We start from the raw sequence: 18,192 nt of genomic DNA on the forward strand, positions 1-18,192 counted from the left end.
TGGCGACCATGCCGGAGTCCTGCTGATAGGCCACCGGCGCCAGTTTCTTGAACACCGTCTGGTCATCGCCGAACACCAGTTTGTGGCCCGTGGCGCTGTGCTGGAAGTGGTAGTGAATGCCTTCTTCTTCGCACAGGCGCTGGATGAAATGCAGGTCCGATTCGTCGTATTGCACGCAGTAAATGCGGTCGGGGTAGATCGAACCGGTCTGGAAGGCGTAGGCGTTGCCCTGGATGCCGTGTTCTTCGAGGACCTTGCCGATGATTTTCGGCACGCTGAGGTTCTGGAAGATCCGCTGGTTGATCCGGTGCGCGAGATACGCCAGTTGCGGGCGCAGGGTCACGGAATAGCGCGTCAGGCGCTTGCCGGAATCGCCTTGCGCGGCGCGGTAGATCAGGCCGTGGATGCCGCTGCCGTCGGGCGACAGCTGCAGGAAGGCCGGTTTGTGCAGCAGGGTTTCGAGGTCCAGCGACGGCTGCTCACTGACCAGCTCCACCTCGAACACAAAAGGCTGGCTGATGGCTTCCCGGCCGCTCAGGGTAAACACCTGGAAATCGGCGGAAAGACCTTCGATGGTCAGGGCAAAGTGGGTTTCATTGGCCGGCGCGAACATCCCTTGTTCCTCGTGCTGTACAGCGGCGTTCGTCGATGACCGTCAAGCGGTTCAACGCACGCGAAATTCTGGAGGGGCGTAAACAACATCGACCAGCAGAGCTGGCCGATGCTTGTAACGATCAGCCGTAATTAAACGACTGGAGCACGCCAGTCATCGGAACCCGAAGTACCGGATACTTCGTGGGTCCAGGTGATTTTGCGGTAGGTGAACTGCACTTCTTCCAGGTGGGTGAAGTGGGCGTTCGATGGATCCTGGCAGTTGTGCATCTTGTTGTTGATGGCGACGATGATCGCGTCTTCCAGTTTGGTGGTGTAGTAGTGCTCTTGGGTACCTTGAGCCGAAGTGCGGTACCACTGGATAACGATTTCGCTCATGCGCTCGCCCGAGGTCAGGGCAGCTTGCAGCAGTGGCGAAGCCTTGTCGTAGACCTTGGTGATGATCACTGGCTTGTGAACGCGCTGACCGGTTGGCTGACCGGATTGCGGGTCACGCGGGATGATCACGTCGTGGCTGAAAGCCTGAACCATAACCTGGTCTTCGTGGCCTTCCTGGTAGGTGTTGCCAACGGAGTCGGCGGTGAAGGCGCCGGCAGTGATCAGGCCTTGTTTTTCGCCGGTAACCGACATGTACGCTGGTGTTGCCATGGGAGGTGCTCCTTGCGGATAAAGTTAGGGTGCCCGGGAGGCGAAATCGCCCGGTGGGTACCTGACTGTTATCAAGGAGCGTGCCAGCTTTTGGTGCGTCCCCGGGAGCCGGGGACTTGACCGCTCTGGCTCGCGTGTTTGAGCGTTTTTTGAACAGCGATGAAAGCAAAAGTGCGCNCACTCGGCTACAGGCGACGGTAACCGGGGGCTGTAGCGAAATAAGGCGGCGATTTCGCGAATCAAGTGCGCAAGAAGTTGCGCACCATGGCACATGGCTACCGCCTCTTCGGATCATCTAAAACTGAAATGACCAATCCATCGCCCCTTTTTGCCATTGCGTCACTGGCACGCCACCCTCCGATTCCTTGAAAGTCCCTGTCCAGAGCCCACCCCGTTTAATGCCGGAAGGCTAGAGCGCGGCAAACCGTCTTATAAATGAAACACCGCCCTCAGCTATACTCCCCCGCATTTCGACCCGCCCCGAGGACTGACTGTGAAGAACTGGACGTTGCGCCAACGCATTTTGGCGAGCTTTGCGGTGATTATCGCCATCATGCTGCTGATGGTGGTCGTCTCGTATTCGCGGCTGCTGAAGATCGAAGCCAGTGAAAACAGCGTCCGTGACGACGCGATTCCCGGCGTCTATTACAGCTCGATGATTCGTGGCGCGTGGGTCGACAGTTATCTGCAAACACAGGAACTGCTGGGGCTCAAGGAAGGGCAGGGCATCAGCAGTGAAGATGCGGCCGATTACAAGGCTTTCGAATCTCGGCTTCAGGAACAGATGGCCAATTATCGTGGCACGGTGGTGACGGACGAGGACAAGCTCGAATTCGCGGCGTTCGAGAAATATCACGATGCCTACCTGAAAATTCAGGATGCGGTGCTCGATTTGCACAAGCGCAATCTGGAAGCCGACGCCGTCAAGCTGTTCCACGAACAATTGACTCCGACCTGGTACTCGGGCCGGATGAAGCTCAACGACATCATTGGCGAGAACAAGAAAGTCGCCGACAAGGCCATGGCCAACATTGATGAGGCCGTGGCGGCGGCCAAGGTCAGCATGTTCGTCTCACTGCTGGTGGCCGTGCTGGCCGCCGGTTTCTGCGGTCTGCTGCTGATGCGCGCGATCATGGCGCCGATGAACCGCATCGTGCAGATCCTCGACATCATGCGCACCGGCGATCTGAGCAGCCGCTTGAACCTCGACCGCAAGGACGAGTTCGGTGCCGTGGAAACCGGCTTCAACGACATGATGACCGAGCTCACCTCGCTGGTGTCCCAGGCCCAGCGCTCGTCGGTACAGGTCACCACCTCGGTGACCGAGATCGCCGCCACCTCCAAGCAGCAACAGGCGACCGCCACCGAAACCGCTGCGACCACCACTGAAATTGGCGCGACATCCCGCGAAATCGCGGCAACCTCTCGCGACCTTGTACGCACCATGACTGAAGTCTCCACCGCCGCCGATCAGGCCTCGGTGCTGGCCGGTTCCGGGCAGCAAGGCCTGGCGCGGATGGAAGACACCATGCACTCGGTGATGGGCGCAGCGGATCTGGTGAACGCCAAACTGGCGATCCTCAACGAGAAGGCCGGCAACATCAATCAGGTGGTCGTGACCATCGTCAAGGTCGCCGACCAAACCAACCTGCTGTCCCTGAACGCCGCGATCGAAGCGGAGAAGGCTGGTGAATATGGCCGTGGTTTCGCGGTGGTCGCCACTGAAGTGCGGCGTCTGGCGGATCAGACTGCTGTCGCCACCTATGACATCGAACAGATGGTCCGCGAGATCCAGTCGGCGGTGTCCGCCGGGGTGATGGGCATGGACAAGTTCTCCGAGGAAGTGCGGCGCGGCATGGCCGAAGTGCAGCAGGTCGGCGAGCAGCTGTCGCAGATCATCCATCAGGTGCAGGCGCTGGCGCCGCGGGTGTTGATGGTCAACGAAGGCATGCAGGCCCAGGCCACCGGCGCCGAGCAGATCAACCACGCGCTGGTGCAGCTGGGTGATGCCAGCAGCCAGACCGTCGAATCGTTGCGTCAGGCCAGTTTCGCCATCGACGAACTGAGCCAGGTGGCCGTGGGCCTGCGCAGCGGCGTTTCGCGATTCAAAGTCTGATGAGCGAAATCACCGCCAAACGCAGCGCTGCGCCGGTGGCGAAGCAGGCGTTGTTCCTGCTGTTTCGCATCGGCAGCGAACGCTACGCCTTGCGTGCCACGGAAGTGGCCGAAGTGCTGCCACGCCTGCCGTTGAAGCCGATTGCCCGGGCGCCGCACTGGGTGGCGGGGGTGTTCGCCTACCGTGGCACAGTGGTGCCGGTGATCGACCTCAGTGCCCTGACCTTCGGCCATCCTGCGCAAGCGCGTACCAGCACACGGCTGGTGCTGGTGCATTACCGCACGGATGACTCGCAACCCTCGCAATGGCTGGGCCTGATCCTCGAACAGGCCACCGATACCCTGCGCTGCAACCCGGCTGATTTCCAGCCGTACGGCCTCGACAATCGTCAGGCGCCGTACCTGGGCCCGGTGCGTGAGGATGCGCAGGGGCTGGTGCAGTGGGTGCGGGTCAACGACTTGCTGGACGAGTCGGTGCGCACGCTGCTGTTCCCGACATCGCCGCTGGATCCGGCGCGGCTTGAGGAGCAGCCATGAGCAGCGACCAGCGCTTCTTCGATTTCCTCAAGGAACGCATCGGCCTCGACGTCGCTTCGGTCGGGCCGGCGATCATCGAACGGGCCGTGCGCCAGCGCATCACCCTGTCGCAAACGGTGAATGCCGATGAGTACTGGCAGACCCTGCAAGGCTCGCGGGATGAACAGCAGGCGCTGATCGAAGCGGTGATCGTCCCCGAGACCTGGTTTTTCCGTTACCCGGAATCCTTCGCCACGCTGGGCAAACTGGCGCGCAAACGCCTGGGCGAATTGAACAATATGCGCGCGCTGCGCATCCTCAGCCTGCCGTGTTCCACGGGCGAAGAACCCTATTCGATTGCCATGGCGTTGCTCGATGCCGGCCTCAAGCCCCATCAGTTCAAGGTCGATGGCATGGACGTCAGCCCCTTGTCAGTGGACAAGGCGCGGCGGGCGCTGTACGGCAAAAACTCGTTTCGCGGCCAGGAACTGGACTTTCGCGAGCGGCATTTTTTCGCCGAGAACGAGGGCTTTCGGGTGAGTGAAATCGTCCGCGAGCAGGTGCGCCTGCAGGTCGGCAACGTGCTCGATCCGTCATTGCTGGTCAACGAGCCGCCGTTCGATTTCGTGTTCTGCCGCAACCTGCTGATCTATTTCGATCAGCCGACCCAGCAGCAGGTATTCGCCGTGCTCAAGCGCCTGACCCATGTCGATGGCGTGCTGTTTATCGGCCCGGCCGAGGGCAGTCTGCTTGGGCGGCTCGGCATGCGTTCGATCGGGATTCCACAGTCCTTCGCCTTCAGCCGTCACAGCGATCCAAAACCCGAACCGTTACCGATGCCGACCGCGATTGCGCTGCCGTTGCCTGCGCGCCAACCGCTGCGCAGCACGCCACCGCCGCCGGTGCGCAACCGTCCGTTTGCTGGCGTGACGCCTTTGCCGGCGACGGCTAAAAGCACCAACCCCGAAGCGGCGACCTTGCTGGCCAACATCGCCGCCCTGGCCAACGAAGGCAAAAGCGCCGAAGCCCGGGCCGCGTGCGAGCAGTATTTGCGCAGCCATGAGCCGGTGGCCCAGGTGTTTTACTGGCTCGGCCTGCTCAGCGATGTCGCCGGCAGCGCCTTCGAAGCCCAGGGCTTTTACCGCAAAGCGTTGTACCTCGAGCCGCAACACCCCGAAGCCTTGATGCACCTGGCCGCGCTGTTGCAGGCCCAGGGCGACACGGCCGGCGCCAGACGATTGCAGGAGCGCGCCGCCCGCAGCGACCGTACCGCCGACAGTGAGCGTAAACGATGATCCCGTCCGACACCTTGAACGTCACCCACGAAGACGCCCGGGCCATCGACGATTGCTGGAACCGCATCGGCATCCATGGCGACAAGTCCTGCCCGCTGCTGGACGAGCACATCCATTGCCGCAATTGCTCGGTGTATTCCGCCGCCGCCACACGCCTGCTCGACCGCTATGCGTTGCAGCAGGACGAGCGCGATCCGGTGGCGACCCAGGTCGAAACCGAGCTGAAGACCCGTTCGCTGCTGATGTTCCGCCTCGGCGAAGAATGGCTCGGCCTGGCCACCCGCAGTCTGGTGGAGGTCGCGCCGTTGCAGGCGATTCACTCGCTGCCGCACCAGCGCTCCCGGGCCTTGCTCGGCGTGGCGAACGTGCGCGGTGCGCTGGTGGCGTGCCTGTCGCTGGTTGAACTGCTCGACCTCGACAGCAACGCGGCCCCGGCGACCGGCGCGCGGATCATGCCGCGCATGCTGATCATCTCGGCCCAGGGCGGGCCGGTGGTGGTGCCGGTGGACGAAGTCGACGGGATTCACGCCATCGACGAGCGAATCCTCGACGCCGCCTCACGCTCCGGTGCGCAAGCCAGCGCCAAATACACCCGAGGCGTGTTGCCTTTCAAAGGTCGCAGCCTGCGTTGGCTGGATGAAGAACAGTTGCTGTCCGCCGTGTCCCGGAGCCTCACATGACCCCCGAGCAAATGCGCGACGCCTCCTTGCTTGAGCTGTTCAGCCTCGAAGCCGAAGCCCAGACCCAGGTGCTCAGCGCCGGGCTGCTGGCGCTGGAGCGCAACCCGACCCAGGCCGATCAGCTCGAGTCGTGCATGCGTGCGGCGCACTCCTTGAAAGGCGCGGCGCGGATCGTCGGCATCGACAGCGGCGTCAGCGTCGCCCACGTGATGGAAGATTGTCTGGTCAGTGCGCAGGAAGGACGGTTGTTCCTGCGCCCGGAACATATCGACGCGCTGTTGCAGGGCACCGACTTGCTGATGCGCATTGCCACCCCGGCCAACGCCCCCCAACCGGCGGACATCGAGGCTTATGTGGCGTTGATGGGCGGATTGCTCGATCCGGCGGCGCCGCCACTAGTGCCCGCCGCTGCGAGTGCGCCGCTGATGGCCGAGTTGCAGCTTCAGCCACCGTCGGTGGCGGAGCCTGCGCCGGTTGAAATCCCGGTCGAGGTTGCCGAACCGGAACCCGCGCCGCGCAAGAGCAAACGCGCCACCGAAGGTGGCGAGCGGGTGCTGCGGGTCACCGCCGAACGTCTGAACAGCCTGCTCGATCTGTCGAGCAAATCCTTGGTGGAAACCCAGCGCCTCAAGCCGCACCTGGCCACGATGCAGCGCCTCAAGCGCATGCAGAGCAACGGTCTGCGGGCACTGGAGAGTCTCAATGTGCACCTCAAGGAACATGCCCTGAGCCTTGAAGCTCAGGAAGCGCTGGAGGATGCGCGGCGTTTGCTCGCCGAATCCCAGCAACTGCTGGCAGAAAAAAACGCCGAACTCGACGAGTTTGCCTGGCAGGCCAGCCAGCGCGCGCAAGTGCTTTACGACACCGCACTGGCCTGCCGCATGCGGCCGTTCGCCGATGTGCTGTCCGGGCAAGTGCGGATGGTGCGCGACCTCGGCCGCAGCCTCGGCAAGCAGGTACGGCTGGAGATCGAGGGCGAGAAGACCCAGGTCGACCGCGATGTGCTGGAGAAACTCGAAGCCCCGCTAACGCACCTGCTGCGCAACGCGGTCGATCACGGCATCGAAACCCCACAGGAACGCCTGCTCAAGGGCAAGTCGGAGGAAGGCCTGATCCGTCTGCGCGCCTCGCATCAGGCCGGTTTGCTGGTACTGGAACTGAGCGATGACGGCAACGGCGTGGATCTGGAAAAGGTCCGGCGCAGCATCGTCGAACGTCAGTTGTCGCCGGCCGAAACCGCCGCCCAGTTGAGCGAAGAAGAACTGCTGACCTTCCTGTTTCTGCCGGGTTTCAGCCTGCGCGACAAGGTCACCGAGGTCTCCGGTCGTGGCGTCGGCCTCGATGCCGTGCAGCACATGGTCCGCCAGTTGCGCGGCGCGGTGGTGCTGGAGCAGACGGCGGGCGAGGGCAGCCGTTTCCATCTGGAGGTGCCGCTGACCCTGTCGGTGGTGCGCAGCCTGGTGGTGGAAGTCGGCGACGAGGCCTACGCCTTCCCGCTGGCGCACATCGAGCGCATGTGCGACCTGGCGCCGGAGGACATCGTGCAGGTCGAAGGGCGCCAGCATTTCTGGCACGAGGGCCGACATGTCGGGCTCGTCGCGGCCAGTCAGTTATTGCAACGTCCGGCCAGTCAGAACAGCGGCGACACCCTGAAGGTCGTGGTCATCCGCGAGCGCGATGCGATCTACGGCGTGGCGGTCGAGCGCTTCATTGGCGAGCGCACGCTGGTGGTGCTGCCGCTGGACGAGCGGCTGGGCAAGGTGCAGGACATTTCCGCCGGGGCCTTGCTCGACGACGGCTCGGTGGTGCTGATCGTCGATGTCGAAGACATGCTGCGGTCGGTGGACAAACTGCTCAACACCGGGCGTCTGGAACGCATCGCGCGCCACGGCAATCAGGCGACGGAAGCCGCGCGCAAGCGGATTCTGGTGGTCGACGACTCGCTGACCGTGCGCGAACTGCAACGCAAGCTGCTGCTCAATCGCGGCTACGACGTCGCCGTTGCGGTGGACGGCATGGACGGCTGGAACGCCTTGCGTTCGGAGGATTTCGATCTGCTGATCACCGACATCGACATGCCGCGCATGGACGGCATCGAGCTGGTTTCGCTGCTGCGCCGCGACAACCGTCTGCAATCGCTGCCGGTGATGGTGGTGTCCTACAAGGATCGCGAGGAAGACCGCCGCCGTGGACTGGACGCCGGGGCCGACTATTATCTGGCCAAGGCCAGTTTTCATGACGACGCCCTGCTCGACGCGGTGGTTGAGCTCATCGGAGGAGCGCGGGCATGAAGATCGCAATCGTCAACGACATGCCTCTGGCGGTGGAAGCCCTGCGTCGCGCGCTGGCCTTCGAGCCGGCGCATCAGGTGCTGTGGGTCGCCAACAACGGCGCCGAAGCGGTGCGCCTGTGCGCGGAGAACACCCCGGACCTGATCCTGATGGACCTGATCATGCCGGTGATGGATGGCGTCGAGGCCACCCGGCGGATCATGGCCGAGAGCCCGTGCGCGATCGTCATCGTCACCGTGGACCGCCAGCAGAACGTGCACCGGGTGTTCGAAGCCATGGGGCACGGCGCGCTGGACGTGGTCGACACCCCGGCCATCGGCGGTGGCAATCCTCAGGAAGCGGCGGCGCCGCTGCTGCGCAAGATCCTCAACATCGGCTGGCTGATCGGCGAGAAAACCGCCCGCTCGCGCCCGGCACCTGCGACACCGCGCAGTACCGCCTCGCGCCAGCGACTGGTGGCGATCGGCTCTTCGGCCGGTGGCCCGGCGGCGCTGGAAGTCTTGCTCAAGGGCCTGCCGCGCCACTTTTCGGCGGCCATCGTGCTGGTGCAGCATGTCGACCAGGTGTTCGCCGCCGGCATGGCCGAATGGCTGGCCAGCGCCAGCGGCCTGGACGTGCGTCTGGCTCGCGAAGGCGAACCGCCGCAGGCCGGCGCGGTGCTGCTGGCCGGCACCAATCACCATATTCGTTTGCTCAAGAACGGCACGCTGGCCTACACCGCCGAGCCGGTCAACGAGATCTACCGCCCCTCGATCGACGTGTTTTTCGAAAGCGTCGCCAATTACTGGAACGGTGACGCAGTAGGGGTTTTATTGACAGGGATGGGACGCGACGGGGCGCAAGGGCTTAAGCTCATGCGCCAACAGGGTTACCTGACCATCGCGCAGGATCAGCAAAGCAGTGCGGTGTACGGCATGCCCAAGGCCGCAGCGGCCATCGACGCGGCCGTAGAAATCCGTCCACTGGAAAAGATAGCGCCACGATTGCTGGAGATATTCCCCAAATGAATACGTCCATCGGCAATCCTGGCCCCCGCAGCACTCAGGTGACCGCCCATGAATGACTTACAGATCGATGACATCAAAACCGACGAGAACGCCGCCATGGTGTTGTTGGTGGACGATCAGGCGATGATCGGCGAAGCCGTGCGCCGTGGGCTGTCGAATGAAGAGAACATCGACTTCCACTTCTGCTCCGACCCGCATCTTGCCGTGGCCCATGCGGTGCGGATCAAGCCGACCGTGATCCTGCAGGATCTGGTGATGCCGGGCCTCGACGGTCTGAGCCTGGTGCGCGAATACCGCAATCACCCGGCGACCAAAGACATTCCGATCATCGTCCTGTCGACCAAGGAAGACCCGCTGATCAAAAGCGCGGCGTTCTCCGCCGGGGCCAACGATTACCTGGTGAAACTGCCGGACAACATCGAACTGGTGGCGCGGATCCGCTATCACTCGCGGTCCTACATGACGTTGCTGCAACGGGACGCGGCCTACCGCGCGTTGCGGGTCAGCCAGCAGCAATTGCTCGACACCAACCTCGTCCTGCAGCGGCTGATGAACTCCGACGGCCTGACCGGGCTGTCGAACCGCCGGCATTTCGACGAATACCTGGAACTGGAATGGCGCCGCTCGCTGCGCGACCAGAGCCAGTTGTCGCTGCTGATGATCGACGTCGATTACTTCAAGTCCTACAACGACACCTTCGGCCACGTCGAAGGCGACGAGGCCTTGCGCAAGGTCGCCACGGCAATCCGCGAGGCCAGTGCCCGGCCGTCCGATCTGCCGGCGCGTTATGGCGGCGAAGAATTTGCGCTGGTGCTGCCCAACACCTCGCCGGGCGGGGCCCGACTGGTGGCGGAGAAGCTGCGCCAGACGGTCGCGGCGCTGAAGATTCCGCACAATGCCCCGGCCGAGGGCTCGAGCCTCACCATCAGCATCGGCCTGGCAACCATGGTGCCGGAGTCGGGCAGCGACTGCCGGTTGCTGATCTCGGCGGCGGATCGCGGCCTGTACCTGGCCAAGAACAACGGGCGCAATCAGGTCGGCATCGAATAGGTACGCGATACCCTTGTGGGAGCGGGCTTGCTCGCGAATGCGGTGGGTCATTCAGCAATGATGTCGACTGATACTCCGCCTTCGCGGGCAAGCCCGCTCCCACAGGGATCTGTGTCAGGCCATGTCAAGTGAATCGCCTTAACAGCCGCCGGACGGGCTGCCGTGACAGCTTGATTACGTTATACTCGCCGGCTTTCAAAAGTTCGCCAACGAGTGCTGCCCGTCATGGAAATCAACCCGATCCTGAACACCATCAAGGACCTGTCCGAGCGCTCCGAAACTATTCGGGGGTATCTTTGACTACGATCAAAAGCATGAGCGTCTGATCGAAGTCAATCGCGAGCTTGAAGATCCTGCCGTCTGGAACAAACCTGAATACGCCCAGGAACTGGGCCGCGAGCGCGCTGCGCTGGCGCAGATCGTCGATACCCTCGACGAACTGAACGGTGGCCTGGCCGATTGCCGCGAGCTGCTGGACATGGCCGTTGAAGAGAACGACGAGGGCGCGGTCAACGACGTCGTCGAAGTCCTTCAAGGTCTCGAGGAGTCGCTGTCCAAGCTCGAATTCCGCCGTATGTTCAGCCACGAGATGGACCCGAACAACGCCTACCTGGACATCCAGGCCGGTTCCGGCGGCACCGAAGCCCAGGACTGGGCCAACATCCTGCTGCGCATGTACCTGCGCTGGGCCGACAAACGCGGTTTCGACGCGACCATCATGGAGCTGTCGGCCGGTGAAGTCGCCGGGATCAAGGGTGCGACCGTGCACATCAAGGGCGAATACGCCTTTGGCTGGCTGCGTACCGAAATCGGCGTGCACCGTCTGGTGCGCAAGAGCCCGTTCGACTCCGGCAACCGTCGTCACACCTCGTTCTCCGCGGTTTTCGTCTCGCCAGAGATCGACGACAAGGTGGAAATCGAAATCAACCCGGCAGACCTGCGGATCGACACCTATCGTTCCTCCGGTGCCGGTGGTCAGCACGTAAACACCACCGACTCGGCCGTACGTATCACCCACGTACCGACCAACACCGTGGTGAGCTGCCAGAACGAACGTTCCCAGCACGCCAACAAGGACACCGCCATGAAAATGCTGCGGGCCAAGTTGTACGAGCAGGAAATGCAGAAGCGCAACGCGGCGTCCCAGGCGCTGGAAGACACCAAGTCGGATATCGGCTGGGGGCACCAGATCCGTTCGTACGTGCTCGATGCGTCGCGGATCAAGGATCTGCGCACCAACATCGAACGCAGCGACTGCGACAAGGTACTCGACGGCGACATCGACGAATACCTGGAAGCCAGCCTGAAATCGGGGCTGTAAGCTTTCAACCGACCTCAAGTCCCCCGCCATCGGCGGGGGCAACGAACCTGTGATGGAATATTTAAAGACATGAGCGACCTACAACTCGATCCGCAAGCCCTGCAACAGGAAGAAAACTCCCTGATCGCCCTGCGCAAGGAAAAGCTTGCTGCCGAGCGCGCCAAGGGCAATGCCTTCCCGAACGACTTCCGCCGCGAAAACTACTGCGAAGCACTGCAGAAACAGTACGCGGACAAGACCAAGGAAGAGCTGGCAGAGGCTGCGATCCCGGTCAAGGTTGCAGGTCGCATCATGCTCAACCGTGGCTCGTTCATGGTGATCCAGGACATGACCGGTCGCATCCAGGTCTACGTCAACCGCAAGACTCTGTCCGAAGAAACCCTGGCCGCGGTGAAAACCTGGGACATGGGCGACATCATCGCCGCCGAAGGCACCCTGGCCCGCTCCGGCAAGGGCGACCTGTACGTCGAGATGACCAGCGTGCGCCTGCTGACCAAATCCCTGCGCCCGCTGCCGGACAAGCACCACGGCCTGACCGACACCGAACAGCGCTACCGTCAGCGCTACGTTGACCTGATCGTCAACGAAGACGTGCGTCAGACCTTCCGCGTCCGTTCGCAAGTGATCGCGCATATCCGCAGCTTCCTGATGAAGCGCGACTTCCTCGAAGTCGAAACGCCGATGCTGCAGACCATTCCTGGCGGCGCCGCGGCCAAGCCGTTCGAAACCCACCACAACGCGCTGGACATGGAAATGTTCCTGCGTATCGCACCGGAGCTGTACCTCAAGCGCCTGGTGGTTGGCGGCTTCGAGAAAGTGTTCGAGATCAACCGCAACTTCCGTAACGAAGGCGTTTCGACTCGTCACAACCCAGAATTCACCATGTTGGAGTTCTACCAGGCTTACGCCGACTACGAAGACAACATGGACCTGACCGAAGAACTGTTCCGCGAGCTGGCGCAGCTGGTTCTGGGCAGCACCGACGTGCCGTACGGCGACAAGGTGTTCCACTTCGGCGAGCCGTTCGTGCGCCTGTCGGTGTTCGACTCGATCCTCAAGTACAACCCAGAGCTGACCGCCGATGACCTGAACGACATCGACAAGGCTCGCGCCATCGCCAAGAAGGCCGGCGCCAAGGTGCTGGGCTTCGAAGGTCTGGGCAAGCTGCAGGTGATGATTTTCGAAGAGCTGGTCGAGCACAAGCTGGAACAACCGCACTTCATCACCCAGTACCCGTTCGAAGTGTCGCCGCTGGCTCGTCGCAACGACGACAACCCGAACGTCACCGACCGCTTCGAGCTGTTCATCGGCGGCCGTGAAATCGCCAACGCCTACTCCGAGCTGAACGACGCGGAAGACCAGGCCGAGCGTTTCATGGCGCAGGTGGCGGACAAGGACGCCGGCGACGACGAAGCCATGCACTACGACGCCGACTTCGTTCGCGCGCTGGAGTACGGCATGCCGCCGACGGCCGGTGAAGGTATCGGCATCGACCGTCTGGTGATGCTGCTGACCAACTCCCCGTCGATCCGTGACGTGATCCTGTTCCCGCACATGCGGCCGCAAGCGTAAGTGTTTCAATAAAAAAGCCGCCTGAAATGGGCGGCTTTTTATTGCCTGTCTGGTACAAACGTATCAAATGGTTAATTTTGAAGAAAACAACAGAGGTATGCCTGTCGTGATCGGTGCAATGGCTCAAGAGGGTGCAGCGGGAATCGCCACTGCGGTCGCTGAAAGTGTTCAGTACCAAGGCCGCAAGGCCAGCCGGCAGGGCAGTGAACAGCGTCGACAGGACATTCTCGATGCGGCGATGCGCATTGTCGTGCGCGACGGTGTGCGGGCCGTGCGTCACCGGGCGGTGGCGGCCGAGGCCGGTGTGCCATTGTCGGCCACCACGTATTACTTCAAGGACATTGATGACCTGCTCACCGATACCTTCGCCCAGTACGTCGAGCGCAGCGCGGCCTACATGGCCAAGCTGTGGATCAACAACGAAGGCCTGCTGCGCGAAATGGTGGTCAGCGGCGACGGCAGCCCGGAGTCGCGTTCGCAACTGGCCGACGATATCGCACGGTTGATGGCTGATTACGTGCATCGGCAACTGGTCAACCGTCGCGAGCATTTGATGGCCGAGCAGGCGTTCCGCCAAGAAGCGCTGCTCAACCCGCGTCTGGCGGAACTGGTGCGTTCCCATCAGCAGATTCTGTTGCAGGGCACCTGCCAGTTGTTCCAGGTATTGGGCTCCCGCGAGCCGCAGCAGGATGCCAAGGTGTTGACGGCGATTATCGGACGGATGGAATATCAGGGCCTGCTCAACGACGCCGAGCCTTTGGCCGAAGAGGACATGCTCGGCATTCTGACGCGCTATATGCACCTGGTACTCGCGTCGGTCTGAAAGCCGATGGAGGTCCCTTGTGGGAGCGGGCTTGCTCGCGAATACGGTGNCCGTATTCGCGAGCACGCCCGCTCCCACAGGGGAAGGTGTTTCAGGTTCTAGGGAGTGTCGAATGAAAGCCTGGCGTGGCGTGCTGATCGCCTTGTCGTTCCTGCTGCTCAGCGGATGTCTGGTGACCTTCAAGGAGCCGCTGCCCGCCAGTGAACCGGCGCCCAAGGGCCTGCTCGGCCAATGGTCGAGCACCAATGCCTGGGGCGAGCCGATGAATCTGGAGCTGACGCGCCTGGGCAACGACCGCTATCAGGCGGTTGCGTATTTCAAAGCCAAACCCCGGGAGCGTGAAGCCTATCCGTTCACGGTGTCGCGCCATGGCAACCGCTGGTACCTGTCGGCGAAGGTGCCGGCGCAATACGGCGGGCACTTCATCATTGCCGGTTTCGAGATCACCGACAAGCGCGAGCTGGTGATCTACAACCTCGACCTCGAACAGATCAACCAGGCCATCGCCCAGAAGACCCTCGACGGCCAGGGCTTCCAGACCGATGACGGCGAAGGCGTGCAGGTCGACAGCCCGCTTGAAAAGGTCTTTGCTTACCTCGACGACCCGGCCAATTCCGATGTCTTCGTCGAAGCGGCGCGCTATCAGCATCAAGCCAAAGCCAAATAATTCAGTTCGTCACGTTTTCTACAGGAGTTTCGGGTGGACGATTACCAGCAGACGATACGCATTCTGTCCGATCGCATAGTGCTGGCGCAGACGCCGATCCGCGTGCTCGACGCGGTCAAGTGGGACGAGAACATCCGCAAGGGGTTCCTCAAGGCCAAGGGCAAGGAATTGCCGGCGGTGGATCGCGACTACTACCTCAACCGGCCGCTGTCCTTCGATTCGAGCAAGGTCAAGCTGGAATTCCAGAACATCGAGCGGGACATCACCCGCCAGCTCGGCCAGTTCAACCCGGTCGGCCAGATCATGCGCCGCATGTGCAAGGAATACCGGATGGTGGTGCGCATGCTCGAAGCGCGCGGCACCGAGGATTTCGGCCTGATTTCCCAGGAACTGTACGGCGCCGCGTCCGATGCGTTCCACGCCGGTGACCCGACCCTCGCCGACCTCGGCCTGATGATGTCGGACTATCTGAACAACATCGACGGCCGTGGTGACCTGAAGGACGAACCGAAGATTCTCACCGCCAAGGACGCCGTGCACCTGTTGCAAACCCGCCTGAACAAGGTGTTCGGCGAGGCCGAGGAAACCATCCGCGTGTTCGAGTCCGACGGCATCGTCGCCGACGCGGCGGCGGGTGCCGACTACATCAAGATCCGCACCGACGCGATGTTCAACGACCGCGACGTGCGCGCGCTGGAAGTCCACGAAGGCCTGGTGCACGTCGGCACCACGCTCAACGGTTTGAATCAGCCGATCTGCACCTTCCTCTCCAAAGGCCCGCCCTCGTCGACCGTGACTCAGGAAGGCTTGGCGATCCTGATGGAAATCATCACCTTCGCCTCCTACCCGAGCCGTCTGCGCAAACTGACCAACCGCACCCGTGCCATTCACATGGTCGAGGAGGGCGCGGACTTCCTGCAGATTTTCGAGTTCTTCCGCGAGCAGGGCTTCGAGATGGCGGAAAGCTACGGCAACGCCAGTCGGGTTTTCCGTGGTTCGACGCCGACCGGTCTGCCATTTACCAAAGACTTGTCCTACCTCAAGGGCTTCATCATGGTTTACAACTACATTCAGTTGGCCGTGCGCAAGGGCAAGCTTGAGCAGATCCCGCTGTTGTTCTGTGGCAAGACCACGTTGGAAGACATGCGAACCCTGCGTCAGCTGGTGGACGAAGGCCTGGTGGTGCCGCCGAAGTACCTGCCGGACCAGTTCCGCGACATGAATGCGTTGTCGGCGTGGATGTGCTTCTCCAACTTCCTCAATCACTTGAGCCTGGACCGGATCGAGGCGGATTACTCCAACATCCTGTAACCAACCAATATCCCTTGTGGGAGCTAGCCTGCTAGCGATGGCGGTCAACGTTCAAAAGTGAAGTTGCCTGACACGCCGCCATCGCGAGCAGGCTCGCTCCCACAGGTTTGATCTGTGTTCCAACCCGAAATTTTGCGAGGTTTCACCGGATGAGAATCCTCGGCATCCTTTGCCTGCTCCTGACCCTCGGCGGTTGCAGTTCCTTGCTGTTCTACCCCGAACCGGGTCAGCTTTTCACGCCAGAAAAGGCCAAGCTCGAATACCGCACCGTCACCCTGACCACCGCCGACGGCCTCAAGCTGAATGCCTGGTGGCTGCCGACCAAACCCGGGGTTGAGGTCAAGGGCACGGTGCTGCACCTGCACGGCAACGGCGGCAATTTGCCGATGCACCTGGGCGGGAGCTGGTGGTTGCCGAAGAACGGCTATCAAGTGCTACTGGTGGACTATCGCGGTTACGGTTTGTCCGAGGGCGAACCGAGCCTGCCGGCGATCTATCAGGACATTGATGCCGCCTTCGCCTGGCTGGACAAGGCGCCGGAGGTCAAAGGCAAACCGCTGGTGCTGCTGGGCCAGAGTCTCGGCGGGGCAATGGCCGTGCACTGGCTGGTGCAACATCCGGAAAGGCAAAAACAGCTCAAGGCCCTGGTACTCGACGGCGTGCCCGCCAGTTACCGCAGCGTCGGCCAATACGCCCTCAGCACCTCATGGCTGACCTGGCCGTTTCAGGTGCCGCTGTCATGGCTGGTGCCGGACAGCGACAGTGCGATCAACGCCATGCCGCAGCTCAACGGCGTGCCGAAACTGATCTTCCACAGCCTCGACGATCCGCTGGTGCCCCTTTCCAACGGCATCCGTCTGTATCAAGCTGCGCCGCCACCGCGTGTGCTGCAGCTGACTCGGGGCGGGCATGTGCAGACCTTCGGCGACCCGGTCTGGCGTCAGGTGATGCTGCGCTACCTCGACGATCCCGAACACTTCAACGGCCTGCGCCGCCTCGGCGAGATCCCGAATTATCCAACACCCCCGAATTCTGAAGACGAACCACCAGAGAGTCCGCAATGAGTGAAGAACGTAACGCCATCCCGCTGATCATCACCGGCATCTGCAGCATCCTCGGCACCGTCGGCGCCCTGTGGTACTACGGCTACCTGCACTTCGCCAAACCCGAGGATGCGTTGCTGCTCAACGACTTCACCATGCTCAAGACCGTTCCCGGCGAAGACTACAAGGTCTCCCTGACCCCGGCGCCGCAAGTGGCGCAATGCATCGATGGCGTGCTGGTGCTGTTCGACACCGAACAGAAAGGCCTGACCGGGGTGCTGGTCAACAGTCAGAAAAAGGCTGTGCGCTGCATGGGCCAAGAGACGCCGCAGAAGCTCGAAGAGTAAATCTGCGACGGACAAAAAAGCCCCGCCTGATCAAATCAGGCGGGGCTTTTCATTTACCGCTCAGCGAATCAGTGCGCGGTCGAGCTCACGGCCGAACGCGGCATCACTGGCTGGTTGTCGTTGGAAATGGTCACTTCCACGCGACGGTTCATCGCACGGCCCGAGACCGAGGTGTTATCCGCCACTGGGTATTCCTTGCCATAACCCTGTACGACGATACGCGAAGGGTCTACACCCATCTTGATCAGCGCAACCTGCACCGAAGTCGCGCGACGCTCGGACAGCGACTGGTTGTAGCTCGCGGTACCGGTGCTGTCGGTGTAGCCCTCGACGATCACTTTGCGATCAGGGTTTTCCTGGAGGAACTGCGCCAGTTTGTTGATGTTCACCAGACCGCTGGATTTCAGGTCGGCCTTGTTGGTGGCGAACAGCACGTCACCGAAAGTCACCAGCGTGCCGCGGTCGGTCTGCTTGGCGTTGAGACTGTCCTGCAGCTGTTTGATCTGCTGATCGCGGGCATCCAGACGGGCCTGGGCACGTTGGGCGGCGGCGTTCTTCAGGTTGTTTTCAGCGGTGCGCAGAGCGATGGTCTGCTTGGCCACTTCTACGCGCTGGTTGGTCAGATAAGCCAGTTGATCGACCTTGGCGGCGTCTTCTTTATCCAGATAAGCCTTGTCGGCCTTGTCCAGATAGTCGCTGGCATCCTTGGTTTCCAGCGCTGCGACCTTGCTTGCCTGCGGGTTGGCCTGCAGGCCGGCGTAGTTGGTGCGTGCCTGTTCCAGGTTCGGGTTGGGCGGCGTGGAGCAGGCAGCCAGGGCAACGCTTGCAGCCAGGAGAGCGGGGATCATCAGTTGTTTACGCATAATCGTTCGTCCTTTATATCGATAAGAGTTT

Annotated in this window: 17 protein-coding genes; 14 read left to right on the forward strand and 3 right to left on the reverse strand. The window is 62.0% G+C overall.

Translation table 11 applies throughout. From position 1 onward, the window contains the following. Window positions 1-613: type VI secretion system tip protein TssI/VgrG (tssI, locus tag ACTJK9_RS19305; RefSeq protein WP_440815519.1), on the reverse strand; the 613-nt coding region annotated here is incomplete at its 3' end. 131 nt (window positions 614-744) lie between these two features. Then, a complete protein-coding gene (locus ACTJK9_RS19310; protein ID WP_039767797.1) occupies window positions 745-1,260 on the reverse strand; it encodes an Hcp family type VI secretion system effector in 516 nt (171 codons plus the stop codon). A gap of 493 nt (window positions 1,261-1,753) precedes the next feature. Here ACTJK9_RS19310 and ACTJK9_RS19315 point away from each other — a divergent pair, with 493 nt between their 5' ends. The 14 genes from ACTJK9_RS19315 (at window position 1,754) to ACTJK9_RS19380 (ending at window position 17,298) form a co-directional block, all read left to right on the forward strand. Further along, window positions 1,754-3,376, forward strand: a complete 1,623-nt coding sequence (locus tag ACTJK9_RS19315; protein WP_074691247.1) for a methyl-accepting chemotaxis protein — start codon at window positions 1,754-1,756, stop codon at window positions 3,374-3,376. After that, entirely contained in the window at window positions 3,376-3,912 is a 537-nt protein-coding gene (locus tag ACTJK9_RS19320; protein ID WP_440815522.1) for a chemotaxis protein CheW, read from the forward strand. The genes ACTJK9_RS19315 and ACTJK9_RS19320 overlap by 1 nt, the downstream gene beginning before the upstream one ends. After that, complete coding sequence (locus ACTJK9_RS19325; RefSeq protein WP_440815525.1) at window positions 3,909-5,186, forward strand: CheR family methyltransferase; 1,278 nt, start codon at window positions 3,909-3,911, stop codon at window positions 5,184-5,186. Before ACTJK9_RS19320 ends, ACTJK9_RS19325 begins: the two co-directional genes overlap by 4 nt. Then, window positions 5,183-5,866, forward strand: coding sequence for a chemotaxis protein CheW (locus ACTJK9_RS19330; RefSeq protein WP_007954679.1), 684 nt, complete (start codon window positions 5,183-5,185; stop codon window positions 5,864-5,866). Before ACTJK9_RS19325 ends, ACTJK9_RS19330 begins: the two co-directional genes overlap by 4 nt. Next, on the forward strand, window positions 5,863-8,157 hold the full coding sequence (locus tag ACTJK9_RS19335; protein WP_440815528.1) for a hybrid sensor histidine kinase/response regulator: 2,295 nt from the start codon (window positions 5,863-5,865) through the stop codon (window positions 8,155-8,157). The genes ACTJK9_RS19330 and ACTJK9_RS19335 overlap by 4 nt, the downstream gene beginning before the upstream one ends. Further along, window positions 8,154-9,164, forward strand: a complete 1,011-nt coding sequence (locus ACTJK9_RS19340) for a chemotaxis response regulator protein-glutamate methylesterase (RefSeq protein WP_085612267.1) — start codon at window positions 8,154-8,156, stop codon at window positions 9,162-9,164. Before ACTJK9_RS19335 ends, ACTJK9_RS19340 begins: the two co-directional genes overlap by 4 nt. 48 nt (window positions 9,165-9,212) lie before the next feature. Further along, window positions 9,213-10,214: a response regulator gene (locus tag ACTJK9_RS19345; protein WP_011332645.1), complete on the forward strand. Its 1,002-nt coding sequence runs from the start codon at window positions 9,213-9,215 to the stop codon at window positions 10,212-10,214. Window positions 10,215-10,439: 225 nt separating this feature from the next. Next, a protein-coding gene (gene prfB / locus ACTJK9_RS19350) for a peptide chain release factor 2 (RefSeq protein WP_102621447.1) occupies window positions 10,440-11,535 on the forward strand; the annotation gives its coding sequence in 2 pieces (ribosomal slippage) (window positions 10,440-10,511 and window positions 10,513-11,535; 1,095 coding nt in all). A 69-nt stretch (window positions 11,536-11,604) separates the two neighbouring features. Next, window positions 11,605-13,107, forward strand: coding sequence for a lysine--tRNA ligase (lysS, locus tag ACTJK9_RS19355; protein ID WP_102686535.1), 1,503 nt, complete (start codon window positions 11,605-11,607; stop codon window positions 13,105-13,107). Window positions 13,108-13,225: 118 nt separating this feature from the next. Further along, window positions 13,226-13,930: a TetR/AcrR family transcriptional regulator gene (locus tag ACTJK9_RS19360; protein ID WP_011332647.1), complete on the forward strand. Its 705-nt coding sequence runs from the start codon at window positions 13,226-13,228 to the stop codon at window positions 13,928-13,930. A 112-nt stretch (window positions 13,931-14,042) separates the two neighbouring features. Next, window positions 14,043-14,597, forward strand: coding sequence for a hypothetical protein (locus ACTJK9_RS19365; RefSeq protein ID WP_440815533.1), 555 nt, complete (start codon window positions 14,043-14,045; stop codon window positions 14,595-14,597). Window positions 14,598-14,630: 33 nt separating this feature from the next. Beyond that, window positions 14,631-15,908 carry a flavohemoglobin expression-modulating QEGLA motif protein gene (locus ACTJK9_RS19370; protein WP_064593712.1) on the forward strand — a complete coding sequence of 426 codons (1,278 nt, stop codon included), beginning with the start codon at window positions 14,631-14,633 and terminating at the stop codon, window positions 15,906-15,908. Between the two features lie 149 nt (window positions 15,909-16,057). Then, window positions 16,058-16,972: an alpha/beta hydrolase gene (locus tag ACTJK9_RS19375; RefSeq protein WP_440815537.1), complete on the forward strand. Its 915-nt coding sequence runs from the start codon at window positions 16,058-16,060 to the stop codon at window positions 16,970-16,972. Next, on the forward strand, window positions 16,969-17,298 hold the full coding sequence (locus ACTJK9_RS19380; RefSeq protein ID WP_011332651.1) for a hypothetical protein: 330 nt from the start codon (window positions 16,969-16,971) through the stop codon (window positions 17,296-17,298). The genes ACTJK9_RS19375 and ACTJK9_RS19380 overlap by 4 nt, the downstream gene beginning before the upstream one ends. Before the next feature lie 68 nt (window positions 17,299-17,366). On the opposite strand, the gene ACTJK9_RS19385 is transcribed toward ACTJK9_RS19380, so the two are convergent. Next, window positions 17,367-18,161: an OmpA family protein gene (locus ACTJK9_RS19385; RefSeq protein WP_039769619.1), complete on the reverse strand. Its 795-nt coding sequence runs from the start codon at window positions 18,159-18,161 to the stop codon at window positions 17,367-17,369. Between the last annotated feature and the right edge of the window lie 31 nt (window positions 18,162-18,192).

The organism is Pseudomonas sp. 22082, assembly GCF_052046055.1.
GTDB lineage: Bacteria > Pseudomonadota > Gammaproteobacteria > Pseudomonadales > Pseudomonadaceae > Aquipseudomonas > Aquipseudomonas pharyngis.

Bases quoted from the DNA above. Each gene is read 5' to 3' on its own strand.
- lysS (WP_102686535.1), top strand. From the start codon at position 11,605: ATGAGCGACCTACAACTCGATCCGCAAGCCCTGCAACAGGAAGAAAAC.
- ACTJK9_RS19330 (WP_007954679.1), top strand. From the start codon at position 5,183: ATGATCCCGTCCGACACCTTGAACGTCACCCACGAAGACGCCCGGGCC.
- ACTJK9_RS19380 (WP_011332651.1), top strand. From the start codon at position 16,969: ATGAGTGAAGAACGTAACGCCATCCCGCTGATCATCACCGGCATCTGC.
- ACTJK9_RS19320 (WP_440815522.1), top strand. From the start codon at position 3,376: ATGAGCGAAATCACCGCCAAACGCAGCGCTGCGCCGGTGGCGAAGCAG.
- ACTJK9_RS19365 (WP_440815533.1), top strand. From the start codon at position 14,043: ATGAAAGCCTGGCGTGGCGTGCTGATCGCCTTGTCGTTCCTGCTGCTC.
- ACTJK9_RS19340 (WP_085612267.1), top strand. From the start codon at position 8,154: ATGAAGATCGCAATCGTCAACGACATGCCTCTGGCGGTGGAAGCCCTG.
- ACTJK9_RS19360 (WP_011332647.1), top strand. From the start codon at position 13,226: ATGGCTCAAGAGGGTGCAGCGGGAATCGCCACTGCGGTCGCTGAAAGT.
- ACTJK9_RS19385 (WP_039769619.1), bottom strand. From the start codon at position 18,161: ATGCGTAAACAACTGATGATCCCCGCTCTCCTGGCTGCAAGCGTTGCC.
- ACTJK9_RS19335 (WP_440815528.1), top strand. From the start codon at position 5,863: ATGACCCCCGAGCAAATGCGCGACGCCTCCTTGCTTGAGCTGTTCAGC.
- ACTJK9_RS19345 (WP_011332645.1), top strand. From the start codon at position 9,213: ATGAATGACTTACAGATCGATGACATCAAAACCGACGAGAACGCCGCC.
- ACTJK9_RS19325 (WP_440815525.1), top strand. From the start codon at position 3,909: ATGAGCAGCGACCAGCGCTTCTTCGATTTCCTCAAGGAACGCATCGGC.
- ACTJK9_RS19310 (WP_039767797.1), bottom strand. From the start codon at position 1,260: ATGGCAACACCAGCGTACATGTCGGTTACCGGCGAAAAACAAGGCCTG.
- ACTJK9_RS19375 (WP_440815537.1), top strand. From the start codon at position 16,058: ATGAGAATCCTCGGCATCCTTTGCCTGCTCCTGACCCTCGGCGGTTGC.